This window comes from Actinacidiphila epipremni, assembly GCF_012034175.1.
Taxonomy (GTDB): Bacteria; Actinomycetota; Actinomycetes; order Streptomycetales; family Streptomycetaceae; genus Actinacidiphila; species Actinacidiphila epipremni.
In genome coordinates this window covers 341,712-359,604 of sequence record NZ_JAATEJ010000001.1, presented here as the reverse complement: position 1 = coordinate 359,604, position 17,893 = coordinate 341,712, and the positions used below count along the sequence as shown (strand labels likewise).

Below are 17,893 nucleotides of genomic sequence, written 5' to 3'. Positions count from 1 at the left end.
GTGCCCGCCCCTGGCATATGCAAAGAAAGGCAACGCACTGATGACTCCACGTCTTTCGGTGGTAGTCCCTGTCTACAACGTGGAGTTGTTCCTCGACGAATGCCTGCAGTCGCTGGCCGACCAGACGTTCAGAGACTGGGAGGCCGTCGTCGTGGACGACGGTTCCACCGACGGCAGCCTGGAGATCGCGCGCAAGTGGGCCGCCCGGGACACCCGGATCCGGGTGGTGGAGCAGCCCAACGCCGGCCTCGGCGCCGCCCGTAACACCGGTGTACGGCACATCGCCGCGGGCACGGAGTTCCTGGCGTTCGTCGACAGCGACGACGTCGTCGTACCGGACGCGTACCAGCGCTGCATAGCGAGTCTGGACAAGACCGGATCCGACTTCGTCTCCGGCAACGTGGACATCCTGGTGGCCGGCGAGACCTCGCCTTCTGCCCTGCACGCCAAGCGCCTGAACAAGCCGCGGGAACGCACCCACATCTCCCGGGACCGCGATCTGCTCTATGACCGCACGGCGTGGAACAAAGTATTCCGCCGCTCGTTCTGGGACCGGCACGCATTCGCCTTCCCCGAGGGCATTCTCTACGAGGACGCGCCCGTCACGATTCCGGCGCATTTCCGGGCGACCGCCGTGGACGTGCTCGCCGAGCCGATCTACCAGTGGCGCCAGCGCACCGCGGGCGCCCCGTCGATCACCCAGAACCGCACCGATCCCAGGAACGTACGGGACCGCATCACGTCCTTCGACTCGGTCAGCCGCTTCCTGGCCGCGCAGCCGGGCGCGGAATACCGCGGCTACAAGCGGTGGTACGACGAGACCGCGATCACCGACGAGCTGCCGCTGTTCTGGAACGTGCTGAGCGAGGCCGGCGAGGAGTTCCGCCGGGCGTTCCTGGACGGCAGCCGCGACTTCCTCGACCGGGTCGATCCCGCGGTGCTCGCCAAGGTGCCGGTGCCGGTGCGGCTCAAGTGCTTCTTCATCAGCCAGGGCCTGCTCGACGACGTGATCGAACTCGTGCAGTTCGAGCGGGAGTTCGGCAAGGCGATCCCGGTGGCCCGCAGCGGCCTGCGGCACTACGCCGACTACCCGCAGCTGCGCGACCGGCCCGGCCTGGCGGTGCCGCGCGAGGTGCTGCGGCTCGGCCCCGAGCTGGCCATGCGGGCCCGCGCCACGGCCGTGCGCTGGGAGCAGGGCAAGCTGCACGTCGACGGCTACGCGTACGTCCGCAACCTGGAGGCCGGCCGGGGCGCGATGTCGCTGCGCAGGGCGCTGCTGCGGGAGAAGGGCAGCCGGCGCAGCGTGGTGCTGTGGATGCACCGCACCCGCGAGCCCGAGGCCACCGTCGCGTCCTGGCAGTCCCTGCACTCCTACGACTGGTCCGGTTTCCGCTTCACCCTGGCGCCGGACAAGCTCAAGCAGCGCGGCGCGTGGAAGGAGGGCACCTGGCAGCTGACCATCGCGGGCGGGCAGCAGGGCGTCGTCCGCCGCAGCCGGGTCAAGGCCGGCCTGTCGGAGAGCGCCGAGAGCCCGGCGCCGTTCTGGGTCGCGCCGGACGTGCGCGTGGTGCCGTACGTCGCCGACGAGCACCTGTACATCAAGGTGGAGAAGGTACGGGCGACGTACACCGGCCACGAGGTGTCCGGCGGGCGGCTGCGGATCACCGGCACGCTCAGCCGCGACGTGGACGACAGCCTCACGCTGCGCGCCACGCAGGGCTCGAACGGCGTCACCTTCGAGGTCCCGGTCACCACGCACACCCAGGGCGACGGCAGCCGGACCTTCGAGGCGGCCGTGGAGACCGCGTCGCTGGACGTGCCCGGCCGCGACTCGGGCAACCCCGACCGCACCGAGACCTGGCTGCTGAACCTGGTGGCCCCGGGCAGGGCGGCCATCCCGGTCGCCGTGCGGGGCGGCGAGCAGACGCCCGCCGAGCAGTTCCCGATCCGCGCGGGCGAGCCCGGGTGGGGCGCGCGCGCGGTCTACGTCACCGGTGGGCCCACCGGCGCCCTGGTGCTGCGGACCCAGCCCGCCCAGGCGCTGGCCGACGCGGTGACCTCGACGGGCCCGGGCATGCTGCTGGTGGAGGGCACCCTGCCGGCCGTGCCCGAGCGCCCGCTGCACCTGGTGCTGCGGCACAGCCGGCAGGCCGAGGAGCACGTCTACCCCGTCACCGTCACCGGCGACCGCTTCCGCGCGGAGTTCCGGCCCGTGCCGCACAGCACGCTCAGCGGCAAGCGCCCGCTGCGCACCGGCCACTGGTATGCCTTCCTGCGCGAGGAGGACACCCGCGACAGCTACCCGGTGCGGCTGACCGCCGCGGCGCTGCCCGCCCTGCCGTTCGGCCTGGAGGCCCACGGCCGCGAGTACACCGTCGGCAGCCGCTTCTTCGACCGGCTGTACGTACGCTCCGCCCCCGACCTGCGCGAGGACGAGGCCGGCCGCTACCGGCAGCGGCAGCTGCGCACCGAGGTCTACGGCGGCGCGCGGACCGCGCCGCTGAAGGACCAGGTGATGTACGCCAGCTTCAACGGCCGGCAGTTCTCCGACTCGCCGCGCGCGGTCTACGAGGAGCTGGTCCGCCGGGGCAGCGACCTGGAGCACCTGTGGGTGGTGCAGGACGGGCAGGCGAGCGTGCCCGACGGCGCGACCGCGCTGCGCTGCTGGAGCAAGGAGTGGTACGCCGCGCTCGGTGAGAGCCGCTACATCGTGTGGAACTCGCACCTGCCGCACTGGATCGAGCGCCGCGAGGGCCAGGTCATCGTGCAGACCTGGCACGGCACCCCGCTCAAGCGGATCGCGCACGACATCGACAGCGTGCAGTTCGCCGACCGGCAGTACCTGGCGAAGGTCGCGCAGGAGACCCCGCACTGGAGCTTCCTGGTCTCCCCCAACCGCTTCAGCACGCCCATCATGAAGCGGGCCTTCGCCTTCGACGGTGAGATCCTGGAGTCCGGCTACCCGCGCAACGACCTGCTGCGCGCCGCCGGCCAGGAGGAGCGGGCCCGCGCGGTGCGCGACCGGATCGGGCTGCCGGAGGGCAAGCGGGTCGTGCTCTACGCGCCGACCTGGCGCGACGACCAGTTCTACCAGGCGGGCCACTACAAGTTCGACCTGCGGATCGACCTGGAGGACGCCCGCCGCCGGCTCGGCGACGACCATGTCCTGCTGGTCCGCAAGCACGCCAACATCGTGGACTCGGTCCCGGGGGCCGGCGACGGGTTCGTCTTCGACGTCTCCGACTACCCCGAGATCGGCGAGCTGTTCCTGATCTCGGACATCCTGATCACGGACTACTCGTCGCTGATGTTCGACTTCGCGAACACCGGCCGCCCGATGCTGTTCTTCACCTATGACCTCGACCACTACCGGGATCGGCTCCGCGGCTTCTACTTCGACTTCGAGGAGAAGGCACCGGGACCGCTGATCCACACCTCAGAAGACCTGGTCACCGCCCTCCGCGACATCGACGGCACAGCGGACCGGTACGCGGACGCCTACCGGGCGTTCCAGGACCTCTTCTGCGACCTCGACGACGGGCACGCCGCCGACCGGGTCATCGACCGTATGGTCCAGCTCGCCTCGGCCGCGCCGTCCCAACCTTCCTCCGCGGAGTCCCGTTGAAACTTCCCCTTGCCTCCCAGGCGCGCGCCATGATCGAGAAGATCCCGCCGCACCGGCGGCTGCCGCTGGCGGCGTTCGTGATCCCCCAGGTGGTGCTGCTGCTGTGGTGGGCGGCGTTCTACCCGGGCGCCATGAGCTACGACTCGATCGCGTACGTGTGGCATGTGACCAGCGACCACTGGATGTCGAACCACTCGGTGGTCTACGACTCGATGGTGTGGCTGTCGCTGAACACCACGGGCGACCTGTGGGCGCTGACGCTGCTGCAGACGATCGCGATGTCCGCGACGATCGCCTACACGTGCGTGATGCTGCGGGACTTCGGGGTGCGGGCGCGCTGGAGCCTGCCGGCCGCCGCCGCGGTGGTGCTGCTGCCGTCCACCGGCAGCTTCGTGGTCTTCGTGTGGAAGGACGTGCCGTACACCATCGGCGCGCTGCTGGCCTTCGCCGCCACCGGCCGGCTGGTCGCCCGCCGGCTGCGCGGCCGTTCGCAGGCGCGGGACCGGGCCTTCTACCGGGAGATGGGGCTGCTGTTCCTGGGCTGCCTGGCCATGGGCGTCTTCCGCACCAACGGCCTGCTGGTGATGATCTTCGCGGTGCCCGTGCTGCTCTTCACGCTGCCGAAGGTACGCCGGTGGATCCTCGCCGCGACCATCGTGCCGGTGGTCATCTCGGCGCTGCTGCAGACGGTGGTCTACCCGGCCGTCGGCATCCAGACGCCGACCAAGGACCAGGTCTACGCGATGCAGTACGCGGACATCGCCGTGGCTTACGGCAAGGCGCCGCAGACCTTCTCCCGGCACGACCTGGCGATCATGAAGAAGGTCGCCCCGCTCAGCCACTGGGGCGGCGCCGCGGCCACCTGCTACGCCGCCGACCCGACGATGGCCAAGCCGATGAACCGCCCGGAGGCGGCCCGGCTCAACAGCCAGCTGCTCGACATCTGGGCCGAGGTCGCCAAGCGCACCCCGAACATCCTGATCAGCACCCGGCTGTGCCGCTCGCACATCGCCTGGGCGATCTGGCCGGGTCCGGCGAGCCAGGACGGCTACACCCTGATCTCCGACCCGGTCACCCCGAAGAACCTGTTCGGGTGGGCGGACTGGAACCAGGACATCAAGCACAGCAAGTACCTGCCGGTGCTGAAGATGCGCCCGGTGTCGGCGAAGCTGCACACCGCCGCGCTGCTCGCCTTCAAGGCCTCCAAGGTCAGCCAGCTGGACTGGCTGTTCTACCGCGGCGCCGTCTGGTGCTACGCGAGCTACGCGATCGTGCTGCTGATGGTGCGCAAGCGCCGGCAGCGCGGGCTGTGGGCGATGGCGGCCTTCACCGTCGGCCTCCAGCTGTGCGTGCTCGCCGCGAACCCCGCGCCGCTGTTCCGCTACATGGTGGCGCCGATGTTCATCGGCTTCTTCTTCCTGCCGCTGCTCACCGTGCGGACCCGGCTGACGATGGGCCCGGACACGACCCGGCCGCGGCCGGTGCCAGCCCCGCAGCCGGCGCCGGAGCTGCCGGGGCAGGACAACAAGCCGCTGGCGTCCTCGACGGCCTGACGGCACGACGTACGGCTGAACGGTGGGGTGCCGCTGGCCGCAGCGGCACCCCACCGTTCGCGTTGCGGCGGGGGTACGGCCGGGGCGCCGGCCGGTCAGCGGGCGAGCCGCAGGCGGCGCAGCCGGGCGCCGAGGACCCGGCGGGCGCCCGCCATGCCGTCGGCAACCCGCAGGATGAGCGCCCGGCCGCCGGTGATGTGCGTCTGCACCAGCAGCACCTGCCCGGTGCGGCGCACCACGACGCCGCGGCCCGCGGTCTGCCCGTCGGCGGCCCGCACCTCCACCGGGGTGCGCTGCGGGGTGCCGGCGTAGCAGATCTCGGCGCGGAGGTGCCAGACCGCCAGCCGCCCGGCGCGGCCGAGGGGCGCGGCGGGCAGCCGTACCGCGGCCGTCCAGCCGTCGCCGTCGCGCACCACGGGGGTGTCGGCGGTGAGCGGGTTGCCGGGGTCGTCCCGCTCGACCAGCTCCACCCGCAGCGCCACCGGGTGCAGCGCGCCCAGCCGCCCGTACAGGTCGTGCACGCGCAGCGCGAGCCGGGTGGTGCTGCCGGTGCGGACCCGGGCGTCCACCACGGCCGGCAGCTCCCGCGGCTCCAGGTCGGCCAGCTCCGGCGGCGGGGTGCTGCCGTACGGCGGTACGAGCCGGGGCGGGCGGGCGGCGAGCTCGACCAGCCGGCCCAGCCCCGCGACGCCGGGCTCGGGCCGTTCGGCGCCGGGTGCGGTCAGGCCGCGGGCGATCCAGCGGGACGGCACGGCGGCGAGCTGCACCGCCTCGCGGGGGAAGCCGGCGACGTAGTCGCGGGTCGCGCGCCACCAGTCCTCCACATAGCCCGGTGAGCGCTGCGGCAGCTCGCGGACGTACATGGGCAGGTCGTAGTCGAGGAACTTCGCCTGCGCGGCGAGGGCCAGATCGGTCGCCGAGGCGCCGCGGAAGGTGTCCACGGTCTCGCGGTGCGCGGCGATGCGCCGGCGCCAGTTGCCGATGTCGGCGCGGCGCAGGGAGATGGACGGGGTGGCCGCGTTCCGCCGTACGTTCCACACGTAGACCGGCGCGTCGATGTAGGCGATGCGCGGGCGGGCGGCGTAGAGGCGGGCGGTGAAGACGAAGTCCTCGTAGTGGAAGGCGCCGTCCGGGAAGAGCAGGGAGCGGTCGTGCAGGAAGGCGGTCCGGTAGAGCTTGTTGACCGAGAGGGTGTCCTTGAGGATCTCCGGGTGCTCGGATATGCCGCGGATGAGCGCGCCGGGGAGCTTCGCGCCGGCGGAGGTGTCGTAGATCTCGGGCGCCCAGACCGTCTCACGGCCCCCCGGCAGCTCGCGGCGGACGGCGCGGCCGGCGACGACGTCGCAGCCGTGCTCGTCGGCGGCGGCCAGCAGCGCGACGGCGGCGCCGGGCGGCAGGACGTCGTCGCTGTCGAGGAAGAGCAGGTAGGGGAAGGACGCGGCGGCGATGCCGTCGTTGCGCGGGGTGCCGCAGCCGCCGCTGTTGGTGGTCCGGCGCAGCACGCGTACGCGCGGGTCGTCCTCGAAGGCGGCGAGGGCCTGTGCGGTGCCGTCCGTGGAGGCGTCGTCGACGACGATCACCTCGCCGATCTCCTCGCCCTGGGCGAGCGCGGATTTCACCGCGGTGACCACGTGGCCGGCGTCATTGTAAGAGATCACGACGACGCTGACGCGTGCCATCGGGCGTTCCTCACTTCTGTACCTGGGGCGGTTGAGTAAGCTGTCATGTGGGTGAACGCCCACTGTACCGAGCAGGACTCCGCACTGAACACTCTTGCCCGACGCCCGCTAAACGTCGAAGCCCGGGAAATGGCCGCCTAGGCTGGCGAAAAAGCGTGCGGGGGAGGGTGCCGCCACTTCTCCCCCACTCATATGCGGCACTGAAAGTGATCTCCATGCGACTGTCGATCGTTGTTCCCTGCTACAACGAAGAGGCCGTGATCGAGCTCTTCGACCAGCGGATCCGCGAGACGCTGGACACGTTGGACGTCGACTACGAGCTGTGCTACGTCGACGACGGCAGCAAGGACGCGACCCTCGACCGGCTGCGCGGGCTGGCGAAGAACAATCCGGGCAGCACCCGCTATGTCTCCTTCAGCCGGAACTTCGGCAAGGAGGCGGGCATGCTGGCGGGCCTGCGGGAGGCCACCGGGGACGCGGTCGTGCTCATGGACGCGGACCTCCAGCACCCGCCGGAGCTCATCGGGCGGATGCTGGAGCTGTACCACCTGGGGCACGACCAGGTCATCGCGCGGCGGACGCGCGAGGGTGACAAGAAGATGCGGACGGCGCTGAGCCGGCTGTACTACCGGATGATCAACTCATGGGTGGACGTCGAGCTGACCGACGGCGTCGGGGACTTCCGGCTGCTGTCGCGGCCCGCGGTGGACGCGCTGCTGTCAATGCCGGAGTACAACCGCTTCTCCAAGGGGCTGTTCTCGTGGATCGGCTTCGACACCGTCACCTTCGACTACCGCAACGCGGCGCGGGAGGCGGGCGAGACGAAGTGGCGCTTCGGGTCGCTGGTCAACTACGGCATGGACGGGCTGATCTCGTTCAACAACCGGCCGCTGCGGATGGCGATCTACACCGGGCTGGGGCTCGCCGGGCTCGCGGTGGTGTACGCGGCGGTGATCACCGTGCAGGCGATCATCCAGGGCGTGACCGCGCCCGGTTACGTCACGCTGGTCGTGGCGATCGTCGGGCTCGGCGGTCTGCAGATGATCATGCTGGGGCTGATAGGCGAGTACATTGGCCGTATCTACTACGAGACCAAGCGCCGCCCGCACTTCCTGGTGAAGGAGACCAACGCGCCGCGGGCGTTCCGGGTCGGGGACCAGGCGGGGGCGCCGTTCGACGAGCGGGCGGACGGCGCGCACCGGGGCGGGCGGTTGGAGCGGTTGGAGCGGACGGAGCGGATGGAGCAGCCCGGGCAGTCGGGCCGCCTGGAGATCGGATGAGCGCGACGGTGCCACGGCTTTCCCCGCAGCTGCTCCAGATAGGCCGCTTCGCCCTGGTCGGCGGCGTCAACACCGCGACGTTCTACGGCTTCTACCTGGCGCTGCATCCGCTGATGCCGTACTTCGCGGCGTATTCGGTGGCGTTCGTGCTCAGCATGATCGGCTCGTTCTTCCTGAACACGTACTTCACCTACCGCACGCGGCCGACGTGGAAGAAGTTCTTCCTCTTCCCGCTGACGAACGTGACGAACTACGTCGTGACCAGCATCGGCGTGTACGTCTTCGTCGAATGGGTCGGCATGAACGACAAGATCGCCCCCCTGGTGGCCGCAGCCGCCGCGATCCCCTTCACGTACATCCTCTCCCGCCGCATCCTGACCAAGGACACCCCGCCGGCCACGGCGTACTGACGCCTTACGGGGAGCCTTGCGCGAGGGGGCCGCGCGTTCCCTACGCGAAGGGGTCGAAGTCGCGGTACTCAGACTCCGACTCGTCGTGGGCCGCTTGGCGGTCGCGGCGGCGGGAGGCTGCCGGGCGGGGGGCGTCGAAGCGGTGGGCAGAACCTTCCCACGGCCGACCTCGCATGCTTCGCAGCTTCGGCCGGCTGCCCGGACTCCGTCCGGGACCCACCACACCCCCCTACGCGAAGGGGACCTACGCGAAGGGGTCGAAGTCGCGGTACTCCGACTCCGACTCGTCGTGGGCCGCCTGGCGGTCGCGGCGGCGGGAGGCTGCCGGGCGGGGGGCGTCGAAACGGTGGTCTTCGCCGCGGCGGCCGAGCATTTCGGCGCCGGCGGCGATGGTGGGTTCCCAGTCGAAGACGACCGCGTCGTCGTCGGGGCCGATGGCGACGCCGTCGCCGGGCTTGGCGCCGGCGTCGCGGAGGGCGTCCTCGACGCCGAGGCGGTTGAGGCGGTCGGCGAGGTAGCCGACGGCCTCGTCGTTGGCGAAGTCGGTCTGGCGGACCCACCGTTCGGGCTTCTCGCCGCGGACGCGGTAGAGGTCGTCCTCGACGGTGACGGTGAAGCCGGAGTCGTCGACGGCCTGCGGGCGGATGACGACCCGGGTGGACTCCTGGACCGGGCGGGCCGCGCGGGTCTCGGCGACGATCCCGGCCAGCGCGAACGACAACTCGCGCAGGCCCTCGTGCGCGACGGCGGACACCTCGAAGACCCGGTAGCCGCGGGCCTCCAGGTCGGGGCGGACCATCGCGGCGAGCTCGCGGCCGTCGGGCACGTCGACCTTGTTGAGCGCCACGATGCGCGGCCGGTCGGCGAGCCCCGCCCCGTACGCGCGCAGCTCCGCCTCGATGACGTCGAGGTCGGTGGCCGGGTCGCGGTCGGACTCCAGCGTCGCGGTGTCCAGCACGTGCACGAGCACCGAGCAGCGCTCGACGTGCCGCAGGAACTCAAGGCCGAGCCCGCGGCCCTCGCTCGCGCCCGGGATGAGGCCCGGCACGTCCGCGATGGTGTAGACGGTCTCGCCCGCGGTGACCACGCCGAGGTTGGGCACCAGCGTGGTGAAGGGGTAGTCCGCGATCTTCGGCTTGGCCGCCGACAGCACCGAGATCAGCGAGGACTTCCCCGCGCTCGGGTACCCCACGAGCGCCACGTCCGCGACGGTCTTGAGCTCCAGCACCACATCGCGCGCCGTCCCCGGCTCGCCCAGCAGCGCGAAGCCGGGCGCCTTGCGGCGGGCGGAGGCGAGCGCGGCGTTGCCGAGGCCGCCGCGGCCCCCCTGGCCGGCGACGAAGGACGTGCCCTGGCCGACCAGGTCGGCCAGCACGTTGCCCTGCTTGTCCAGCACCACCGTGCCGTCCGGCACCGGCAGCACCAGGTCGGTGCCGTCCTTGCCGGCGCGGTTGCCGCCCTCGCCGGGCTTGCCGTTGGTGGCCTTGCGGTGCGGGCTGTGGTGGTACTCCAGCAGCGTCGTGACGTCCTGGTCGACGACCAGGACCACATCGCCGCCGCGCCCGCCGTTCCCGCCGTCCGGGCCGCCGAGCGGCTTGAACTTCTCACGGTGCACGGAGGCGCAGCCATGGCCCCCGTTACCCGCGGCGACATGCAGCTCGACGCGGTCCACGAAGGTGGTCATCGCATTTCCTCCTGAAAACACCGGGTGACGTACACACAAACACACCGAGGGCGGCCCCGCTTCCCGCAACCTGCGGGAAGCAAGGTCCGCCCTCGGAAAAGCCCAGGCAGCCGTTCAGGCAGCCGGAACGATGTTCACGACGCGGCGGCCTCGCTTCGTGCCGAACTCGACCGCACCGGCCGACAGCGCGAACAGCGTGTCGTCCTTGCCGATGCCCACGCCCGAGCCGGGGTGGAAGTGCGTGCCGCGCTGGCGGACGATGATCTCACCGGCGTTGACGACCTGGCCGCCGAAGCGCTTGACGCCGAGCCGCTGAGCGTTGGAGTCGCGACCGTTCCGAGTGGACGATGCGCCCTTCTTGTGTGCCATCTCTCCTCAGTCCCTTACTTCGCAGCCGCAGCGGGGATGCCAGTGATCTTCAGCGCCGTGTACTGCTGGCGGTGACCCTGGCGCCGGCGGTAACCGGTCTTGTTCTTGTAGCGCAGAATGTCGATCTTCTGGCCCTTGTGGTGGTCGACGATCTCGGCCTGCACCTTGATCCCGGCCAGCACCCACGGGTCGCTGGTGACGGCCTCGCCGTCGACCACGAGCAGGGTGGAGAGCTCGACGGCGTCGCCGACCTTGCCCGTGGGAATCTTGTCGACCTCGACGATGTCGCCGATGGCCACCTTGTGCTGGCGGCCACCGCTACGCACGATCGCGTACACGCTGAACTCACTCTCTGCCTGCTCGATACGGAACCCCTGATGCCAGCCGTCCCACGCTGCTTACGGGAGGCCTCTCCCAGTCGGGCCGGGAGGGATGTGCTCAGGAGAGGGCGCGAAACGCCGAAGCTCAACTCTACGGAGGGCGTTCGCGCCGGTCAAATCGCCTGCGCGCCGGGCGGGCGCCGCCCCGCGGTGGGGGTGGCGCCCGCCCGGGCCGGGCTCACTCCGCCGGGGCGGCGGTCTTCTTGGCCGTCTTCTTCGCGGCGGTCTTCGCGGCGGTCTTGGTCGCCGCCTTCTTGGCCGTCTTCTTGGCGGCGGTCTTCTTCGCCGCCTTCTTCGCCGGGGCCTTGCGGGCCGCCCGCTTCTTCGGCTCCGGCTCGCCCTCCGCGGCGGGCTCGCCCTGCGCGGCCGGCTCGTGCGCCGTCGCCGGGACGACCACGACCGCCGCCTCCTCGGCCGCCGCGGGGGCGCCCGCCGGGGCCGTCGCCTTACGCGTCGCACGGCGCCGGCTGCGTACCGGAGGCTCGGTGGAGACCTCGGGCTCGGGCAGCGCGGCCACCGGGGCGGCGGGCTCGGACGCCACGACGACGACCGCGGCCTCCTCGGCCGCCGCGGGAGCGCCCGCCGGGGCCGTCGCCTTACGCGTCGCACGGCGCCGGCTGCGTACCGGAGGCTCGGTCGAGACCTCGGGCTCGGGCAGCGCGGCCGGCGGCTCGACGTCCGGCTCGCTGACCGGGACGACCACCACGGCCGGCTCAGGCTCGGCCGCGGCCGGGGCGCCCGCGGGGGCGGTCGCCTTGCGCGAGCCGCGGCGGCGGGCGCGGCCACGGGGCTGCGCTGCGGCCTCGGCCTCCGCGGCGCTGCCGAACCACTCCTCCTCCGGGTCGCCGACGGCCGGCACCAGGTCGGACTCGCCGACCTCGATCGGCTCCAGCTCCGGCAGCGCCTCGGCCTCGTCGAGCACCGCGGTCTCCGCCTCGGCCGCCACGGGCTCGTGCTCGTGGTCGTGCTCGTGGACGTCCGCGCCGGCCCGGCCGCCGCGGCGCTTGCGCTTGCCGCCGCCACCGCCGGTGGTCGTCGCCTGGTCCATGTGGACGATGACGCCGCGCCCGTTGCAGTGCACGCACGTCTCGGAGAAGGACTCCAGCAGCCCCTGCCCGACCCGCTTGCGGGTCATCTGCACCAGGCCCAGCGAGGTGACCTCGGCCACCTGGTGCTTGGTGCGGTCCCGGCCCAGGCACTCCAGCAGCCGCCGCATGACCAGGTCCCGGTTGGACTCCAGGACCATGTCGATGAAGTCGATGACGACGATGCCGCCGAGGTCGCGCAGCCGCAGCTGGCGGACGATCTCCTCGGCCGCCTCCAGGTTGTTGCGGGTGACGGTCTCCTCCAGGTTGCCGCCCTGCCCGGTGAACTTGCCCGTGTTGACGTCGATGACGACCATCGCCTCGGTCTTGTCGATCACCAGCGACCCGCCCGAGGGCAGCCACACCTTGCGGTCGAGCGCCTTGAGCAGCTGCTCGTCGATGCGGTTGGCGGCGAAGACGTCCACCTCCGACGTCCACCGGCTGAGCCGGTCGGCGAGGTCGGGCGCGACGTGCGTGACGTAGTCGTGGATGGTGCTCCACGCCTCGTCGCCGCTGACGACGACCTTCGAGAAGTCCTCGTTGAAGATGTCGCGGACCACCCGGACGGTCATGTCCGGCTCGCCGTAGAGCAGCGTCGGGGCGCTGGAGCCGCCGCCCTGCTTGGCCTTGCGCTGGATGTCGTCCCACTGCGACTGGAGCCGCTCGACGTCGCGGCGCAGCTCGTCCTCGCTCGCGCCCTCGGCGGCGGTGCGCACGATGACGCCCGCGTCCTCGGGGACGATCTTCTTCAGGATGGACTTCAGCCGGGCCCGCTCGGTGTCGGGCAGCTTGCGGCTGATGCCGGTCATCGAGCCCTCGGGCACGTAGACCAGGTAGCGGCCGGGCAGGCTGACCTGGCTGGTCAGGCGGGCGCCCTTGTGGCCGATCGGGTCCTTGGTGACCTGCACCAGCACCGGCTGGCCGGACTTCAGCGCCGACTCGATGCGGCGCGGGCCGCCGGACAGGCCCAGCGCCTCGAAGTTGACCTCACCGGCGTAGAGCACGGCGTTGCGGCCCTTGCCGATGTCGACGAACGCGGCCTCCATGGACGGCAGGACGTTCTGCACCTTGCCCAGGTAGACGTTGCCGACGTACGAGGTCGCCTGCTCCTTGTTGACGTAGTGCTCGACGAGGACGTTGTCCTCCAGCACGCCGATCTGGGTGCGCTCGCCGTTCTGCCGCACCACCATGACGCGCTCGACGGCCTCGCGGCGGGCCAGGAACTCCGCCTCGGTGATGATCGGCACCCGGCGGCGGCCCTGCTCGCGGCCCTCGCGGCGGCGCTGCTTCTTCGCCTCAAGGCGGGTCGAGCCCTTGATGGACTGCACCTGGTCGGCGCCGGTGCCGGCCGGCTCCTGCGGGCGCGGCTCGCGCACCTTGACGACGGTGCGCTCCGGGTCGTCGGAGTCGGCGTGCGCCTCGTCCCCGCCCGCGTCACCGCCGCGACGGCGCCGGCGGCGCCTGCGCCGGCTGCTGCTGCTCCCGCCGGTGCCGACGCCGTGCGCCTGGTCGTCCTCGGCCTCGTCGCCCTCGGGCTCCTCGGCGTCGTGCTCCTCGTCCTCCTCCTCGGAGGTGTCGTCGGTGTCCTCGGCGTGCTCGGCGGCCTCACCGCGACGCCGGCGGCGGCCACCGCGGCGGCGGCGCCGGGAGGTCGAGCGGCCCTCGTCGCCGTCCTCGGCCTCGGCGTCCTCGGGCTCCGCGTCGGTGTCGGCCTCGGCCTCGGCCGACTCGACGGCCGCCACGGCCTCGGGCGCGGCCTCCGCGGGGGCTCCGCCACGGCGGCGCCGGCGGCGGCGCGAGCCGCCGCCCTCGTACTCGTCCGGCTCGGGCTCGGCCGGCTCGGTCTCGGCGCCGTCCGCGGGCACGGCGGGTGCGGCGGGCGTGGCGCCGGCGACGAAGACGGGGGGCTGGAAGACCGCGGTCGGCGGCTGCACGACCCGGCGGCGGCCACGGGAGGCGGGCGCGGGCGCCTCGTCCTCGGTGCGCACGGCGAGCGTCAGCTGCTCCACGGGGATGCCGAAGGCGTCGGCGAGCGCGGCCAGCGCCTGGGCGGTGGCCGTCTCGGGCGTGTCGCCGTAGCCGCGGATCTCGTACGCCTCATCGACCTCGACGGCCCAGCCGTCGCCGTCCCGCAGCACCTTGCCGGTGTACGCGTGGGGCGCGGCGCCGTCCTCCTCGCGGGGGGCGAGCGCGCCGGGCTTCAGCCGCCGGGAGCCTTCGCCGGCGGAGAAGGTGGGGACGGCGGGGGCGGACTTCTTACGGGAGCGGCGGGGCTGCTCGCGCTCGGGCGCTTGTGCTTGGGCTTGCGGCTGCTGGTCCGGCGCTTGCGGCTGCTGCTGCGCGGCGGGCGGGGCCTCGGCGGCGGGCGCTTCGGCGGCGGGCGCGGCTTCCGGGGCGGGGGCCTCGGCGGGGCTCGCGACCTTGCGCGTCGCGCGGCGACGGGTACGGGCCGGGGCGGCGTCCTCCGCGGCGGGCGCGGCCTCGGCGGCAGGCGCCTGAGCTTCCGCGACCGGGGCCTCGGCGGCGGGCGCGGCTTCCGGGGCGGGGGCCTCGGCGGGGCTCGCGACCTTACGCGTCGCCCGGCGACGGGTACGAGCCGGGACGGCGTCCTCCGCGGCGGGCGCGGACTCGGGCGCGGCCTCGGCGGCAGGCGCCTGGGCCTCCGTGGCCGGCGTCACCACGGCCTCCGGCGCTTCGGTGGCCTCGGTGGCCTCCGCAGCGGCAGGGCTCGCGACCTTACGCGTCGCCCGGCGGCGCGTACGGGCCGGGGCGGCATCCTCCCCAGCAGGCGCGGCCTCCTCGGCGGCGGGGGCCTCGGCGGCTGCGGTCTTGCGGGTCGCCCGGCGGCGCGTGGGCGCGGCTTCCTCCGCGGCAGGCGCGGCCTCTTCCGTGGCCGGGGCCTCGGCGGACGCGGCCTTGCGCGTGGCGCGGCGGCGGGTGCGCGCGGGCGCTGCCTCCTCCTCCACGGGCGCGGCGGGCTGGTCAGCGGTGTCCGCGGCGGGCGCGGCCTCGGCGGCCGGCGCGGCGGCCTTGCGGGTCGCCCGGCGGCGCGGCTTGGCCGGCGCGTCGGCATCGGCGGACTCACCGGACCCGGCGGACGAAGCGTCGCCGGCGGCGTCGGTCTCGGCCGCCGCGGGCTGCGCGGCAGCGGTCTTGCGGGTGCGGCGCCTGGCCGGCGCGGGCTCGGCGGCGGCCTCGTCCGTACCGCCGTTCGCGTCTTCGGCGCCGGCGGGCGGTCCCGCCGGGCGGGAGGCGGCGCGGCGGCGGCGCGGCGCCGCGGGGGCGTCGACGGCGGTCTCGGGGGTGTTCTGGGCGTCGTTGTCAGTCTGGTCGGGCATTCGGGCAGTGCTCCCGTCATGCTCCCGGGCGCCGCGCCGGATCGGGTGCGGCATGCCGCTTGGATCGCGGCGCCGCCCTCCGGGGCGCGGGCGCCGCACGGGAGCTGCTGTGTCGCTCGTCGGCCGCCCGTGCGGGGGCCGACGAAAGTCTCATGTGGTCTGCGGCGCCGGACCCGGGTGGCTCCCTGGTGCGTCGGCGACGCGTGACGACGTGGCTACGCGGTACCGGCGGGCACCGCCACGGCGTCGCGATCGGGCGCGAGCGGGTCGGTGACCGTGCCGGTGTCCCCGTCGAGCGGCCCCTGCGCCAGCCTGGTCACCGCTGCGGGGACCGGCGGCGCGAGGTCGGCCGTCGTTCGGAGGCCGGACAGTACGTCGTCGGGCCGTACGGCAGGTGTCAGGTGCCGCACAACCAGCCGCAGTATCGCACAGGCGCGGTCCTGCGGCGTATCGGTGGCCGGGTGCGTCGCCGCATCCGTACCCGCGGGCGCGTTCCCGCTTCCGGAGTCCTCCCCACCCTCGACGACCTCGAACCGCGTGACGGCGGCCCGGCAGTCGAAGGTGCGGACGCCGTTCTTCGTGCTGCGCTGTACTTCCACGGTGTCGGCCGCGAGGAACGCCGCGACCGCCCGCCGGGCGTCGGCGGGGTCCACGCCGTCCAGCCGGAGCTGCCACACCGACACCTCCAGGCGCTCGACGAGACCCGAGGTGCGGGCCTCCACCGCCTCGGTGATGTCGAGGCCGTCGGGCAGCGACTCGTCCAGCCGGGCCCGCAGCTGCTCCGGGTCGCGGAACTGCGCCAGGCCGATCTCCAGATACTCCGCCTCGCTGCCGACGCCGGTGGGTGCGGCGTTGGCGTAGGACACCTTGGGGTGCGGGGTGAAGCCCGCGGAGTACGCCATCGGCACCTCGGCCCGGCGAAGGGCCCGCTCGAAGGCGCGCTGGAAGTCACGGTGGCTGGTGAACCGGAGGCGGCCTCGCTTGGTGTAGCGCAACCGGATGCGCTGCACGGTCGGCGCGGGCGGCGGGCCTTCGGGCTGTCGCTTGCCCAGTGTCGTTCAGTCCCTACAGAAGTCGGCGTACGTCGTCACCCCCAAGGTTACGCCGCGCACCGCACCACCGTCGCCGCGCTTCCCCGCGAGCGCCGGGCTCAGCGGACCTCGCCGCCCGGCGGCACGCTCCCGGGCAGCGGCACGCCGTACTCCGTGTCGTACCCCACCGGCTCCTCGGCCCGCGCCGCGACCGGCCCGGCGCCCGGTTCGGGGTCGGCGTTCGGGGCGGGCACGGCGGCGTAGCCGGTTGCGCTCTTCGGCGGTGGGGGCAGGCGGTCGGTTCGGGGGCGGTTGCCGAGCAGGACGTAGCGCAGTGTCCGGCGGGCCTCGGACGCCGCTTCGGCGACCGGTTGCCAGACCGCCTTGCGGTACCAGCGGCCGGTCGCCCGTATCGCCCGCAGCGTGGGGGCGCCGGCGGTGCGCCATGCCCATGCTGCGGGGGCGGCGACGAGTACGCGGGCCGCCCAGGTCACCGGGGCCGCGACCAGCACGCGCGCGGCCCACACCAGCGGCGCCGCGATGAGCCGGCGGGCGGCCCACGCCAGGGCGCGTCCGAGCGCGCGGGAGACGAACGCCGTGCCGCGCCACGCGAAGCCCAGCGCCACCCAGGTCTCGCGGGCGAGCGGTACGACCGCCCGGCGCCACAGGAAGGCCACCGGGGCGGCGACCAGCCACCGCCAGGTCCAGCCGAGCGCCCGGCCGGCGGCGCGCCCGCCCAGCCCGAAGCCCGCGCCGATCCCCCGGACGAGTGGCAGGAGCACCCGGCGCCACAGGAACACCGCCGGCAGCACCAGCAGGAGCCCCACGAGGACGAGCACGACCTCGCGCCCCGCCCGTGCCGCCGGGAGCACGACCCGGCGCCACAGCCAGCCCGCCGGCAGCACCGCGAGCACCCGCCACAGCGCGGCGAGGGCGCGCCCCAGCCACGTCAGGGGTATGACGACCAGCACCCGCCACAGATACGCCAGCCCGCGCCCGGCCAGGACCGCTCCCCTGCCCAGCAGGACCAGCCCGCGCCACACCGCGGACCCCAGCGCGGCCATGCCCCGTACGGCCGGCACGACGCCCCAGCGCCACAGCGCCCGCAGCGCGGGTATCAGGACGCGCTCCACGAGCGGCACCAGCACGTGACGGAACAGCGCGCGGACCGGCGCCGCGACCAGATACCTCCAGACGAATACGAGCACAGGGCCGAGCACCCGGCGCCACGTCCACCGCCACGCCGTACGGCATGCGCGGACCGCGGCGGCGAGCAGGTCCCACACCAGGCGCACGGGCAGCACGACGGCGAAGGTGACGACGCGGACCGGAATCCGTACCGCGATCACCACACAGCCGTCCCCCGGCGGTTCCTGCCGCCGGGCCTCCCCCTCGTGAGCCACCCCTCGAACGTAACAGCCGCCTCTGACAGCGCCCACCCTTCCGGCACCGGTCAAGT

The 17,893-nt window shown here is 73.3% G+C and carries 11 protein-coding genes; 4 read left to right on the top strand and 7 right to left on the bottom strand.

What is annotated here, in order from left to right; all coding sequences use genetic code 11:
- Positions 1–40: 40 nt before the first annotated feature.
- Complete coding sequence (locus tag HCN08_RS01405; RefSeq protein ID WP_167980935.1) at positions 41–3,625, top strand: bifunctional glycosyltransferase/CDP-glycerol:glycerophosphate glycerophosphotransferase; 3,585 nt, start codon at positions 41–43, stop codon at positions 3,623–3,625.
- A 29-nt stretch (positions 3,626–3,654) separates the two neighbouring features.
- Positions 3,655–5,178, top strand: a complete 1,524-nt coding sequence (locus HCN08_RS01400) for a hypothetical protein (RefSeq protein ID WP_167980934.1) — start codon at positions 3,655–3,657, stop codon at positions 5,176–5,178.
- Positions 5,179–5,273: 95 nt separating this feature from the next.
- Here HCN08_RS01400 and HCN08_RS01395 read toward each other — a convergent pair whose 3' ends face one another.
- Positions 5,274–6,857 (bottom strand): glycosyltransferase family 2 protein, encoded by a 1,584-nt coding sequence (locus tag HCN08_RS01395; RefSeq protein ID WP_167980933.1) that lies wholly within the window; start codon positions 6,855–6,857, stop codon positions 5,274–5,276.
- Between the two features lie 215 nt (positions 6,858–7,072).
- On the opposite strand from HCN08_RS01395, the gene HCN08_RS01390 reads away from it, so the two are divergent.
- Together HCN08_RS01390 and HCN08_RS01385 are read left to right on the top strand one after the other, a co-directional pair.
- Complete coding sequence (locus tag HCN08_RS01390; RefSeq protein ID WP_167980932.1) at positions 7,073–8,137, top strand: glycosyltransferase family 2 protein; 1,065 nt, start codon at positions 7,073–7,075, stop codon at positions 8,135–8,137.
- Entirely contained in the window at positions 8,134–8,547 is a 414-nt protein-coding gene (locus HCN08_RS01385; RefSeq protein WP_206318182.1) for a GtrA family protein, read from the top strand. Before HCN08_RS01390 ends, HCN08_RS01385 begins: the two co-directional genes overlap by 4 nt.
- A 244-nt stretch (positions 8,548–8,791) precedes the next feature.
- Here the strand turns inward: HCN08_RS01385 and obgE are convergent, their stop codons facing one another.
- The 6 genes from obgE to HCN08_RS01355 all read right to left on the bottom strand — a co-directional run bounded on the left by obgE (position 8,792) and on the right by HCN08_RS01355 (position 17,837).
- Positions 8,792–10,231 (bottom strand): GTPase ObgE, encoded by a 1,440-nt coding sequence (gene obgE / locus HCN08_RS01380; protein WP_167980931.1) that lies wholly within the window; start codon positions 10,229–10,231, stop codon positions 8,792–8,794.
- A 114-nt stretch (positions 10,232–10,345) separates the two neighbouring features.
- Complete coding sequence (gene rpmA / locus HCN08_RS01375) at positions 10,346–10,600, bottom strand: 50S ribosomal protein L27 (RefSeq protein ID WP_031514533.1); 255 nt, start codon at positions 10,598–10,600, stop codon at positions 10,346–10,348.
- Between the two features lie 14 nt (positions 10,601–10,614).
- Positions 10,615–10,938: a 50S ribosomal protein L21 gene (gene rplU / locus HCN08_RS01370; RefSeq protein ID WP_167980930.1), complete on the bottom strand. Its 324-nt coding sequence runs from the start codon at positions 10,936–10,938 to the stop codon at positions 10,615–10,617.
- Positions 10,939–11,158: 220 nt separating this feature from the next.
- On the bottom strand, positions 11,159–15,403 hold the full coding sequence (locus tag HCN08_RS01365) for an Rne/Rng family ribonuclease (protein WP_167980929.1): 4,245 nt from the start codon (positions 15,401–15,403) through the stop codon (positions 11,159–11,161).
- A gap of 215 nt (positions 15,404–15,618) precedes the next feature.
- Positions 15,619–16,413: a TIGR03936 family radical SAM-associated protein gene (locus tag HCN08_RS01360; protein ID WP_167980928.1), complete on the bottom strand. Its 795-nt coding sequence runs from the start codon at positions 16,411–16,413 to the stop codon at positions 15,619–15,621.
- A 140-nt stretch (positions 16,414–16,553) separates the two neighbouring features.
- Positions 16,554–17,837, bottom strand: a complete 1,284-nt coding sequence (locus tag HCN08_RS01355) for a hypothetical protein (protein WP_167980927.1) — start codon at positions 17,835–17,837, stop codon at positions 16,554–16,556.
- Between the last annotated feature and the right edge of the window lie 56 nt (positions 17,838–17,893).

Bases quoted from the DNA above. Each gene is read 5' to 3' on its own strand.
- HCN08_RS01405 (WP_167980935.1), top strand. From the start codon at position 41: ATGACTCCACGTCTTTCGGTGGTAGTCCCTGTCTACAACGTGGAGTTG.
- HCN08_RS01400 (WP_167980934.1), top strand. From the start codon at position 3,655: ATGATCGAGAAGATCCCGCCGCACCGGCGGCTGCCGCTGGCGGCGTTC.
- HCN08_RS01395 (WP_167980933.1), bottom strand. From the start codon at position 6,857: ATGGCACGCGTCAGCGTCGTCGTGATCTCTTACAATGACGCCGGCCAC.
- HCN08_RS01390 (WP_167980932.1), top strand. From the start codon at position 7,073: ATGCGACTGTCGATCGTTGTTCCCTGCTACAACGAAGAGGCCGTGATC.
- HCN08_RS01385 (WP_206318182.1), top strand. From the start codon at position 8,134: ATGAGCGCGACGGTGCCACGGCTTTCCCCGCAGCTGCTCCAGATAGGC.
- obgE (WP_167980931.1), bottom strand. From the start codon at position 10,231: ATGACCACCTTCGTGGACCGCGTCGAGCTGCATGTCGCCGCGGGTAAC.
- rpmA (WP_031514533.1), bottom strand. From the start codon at position 10,600: ATGGCACACAAGAAGGGCGCATCGTCCACTCGGAACGGTCGCGACTCC.
- HCN08_RS01365 (WP_167980929.1), bottom strand. From the start codon at position 15,403: ATGCCCGACCAGACTGACAACGACGCCCAGAACACCCCCGAGACCGCC.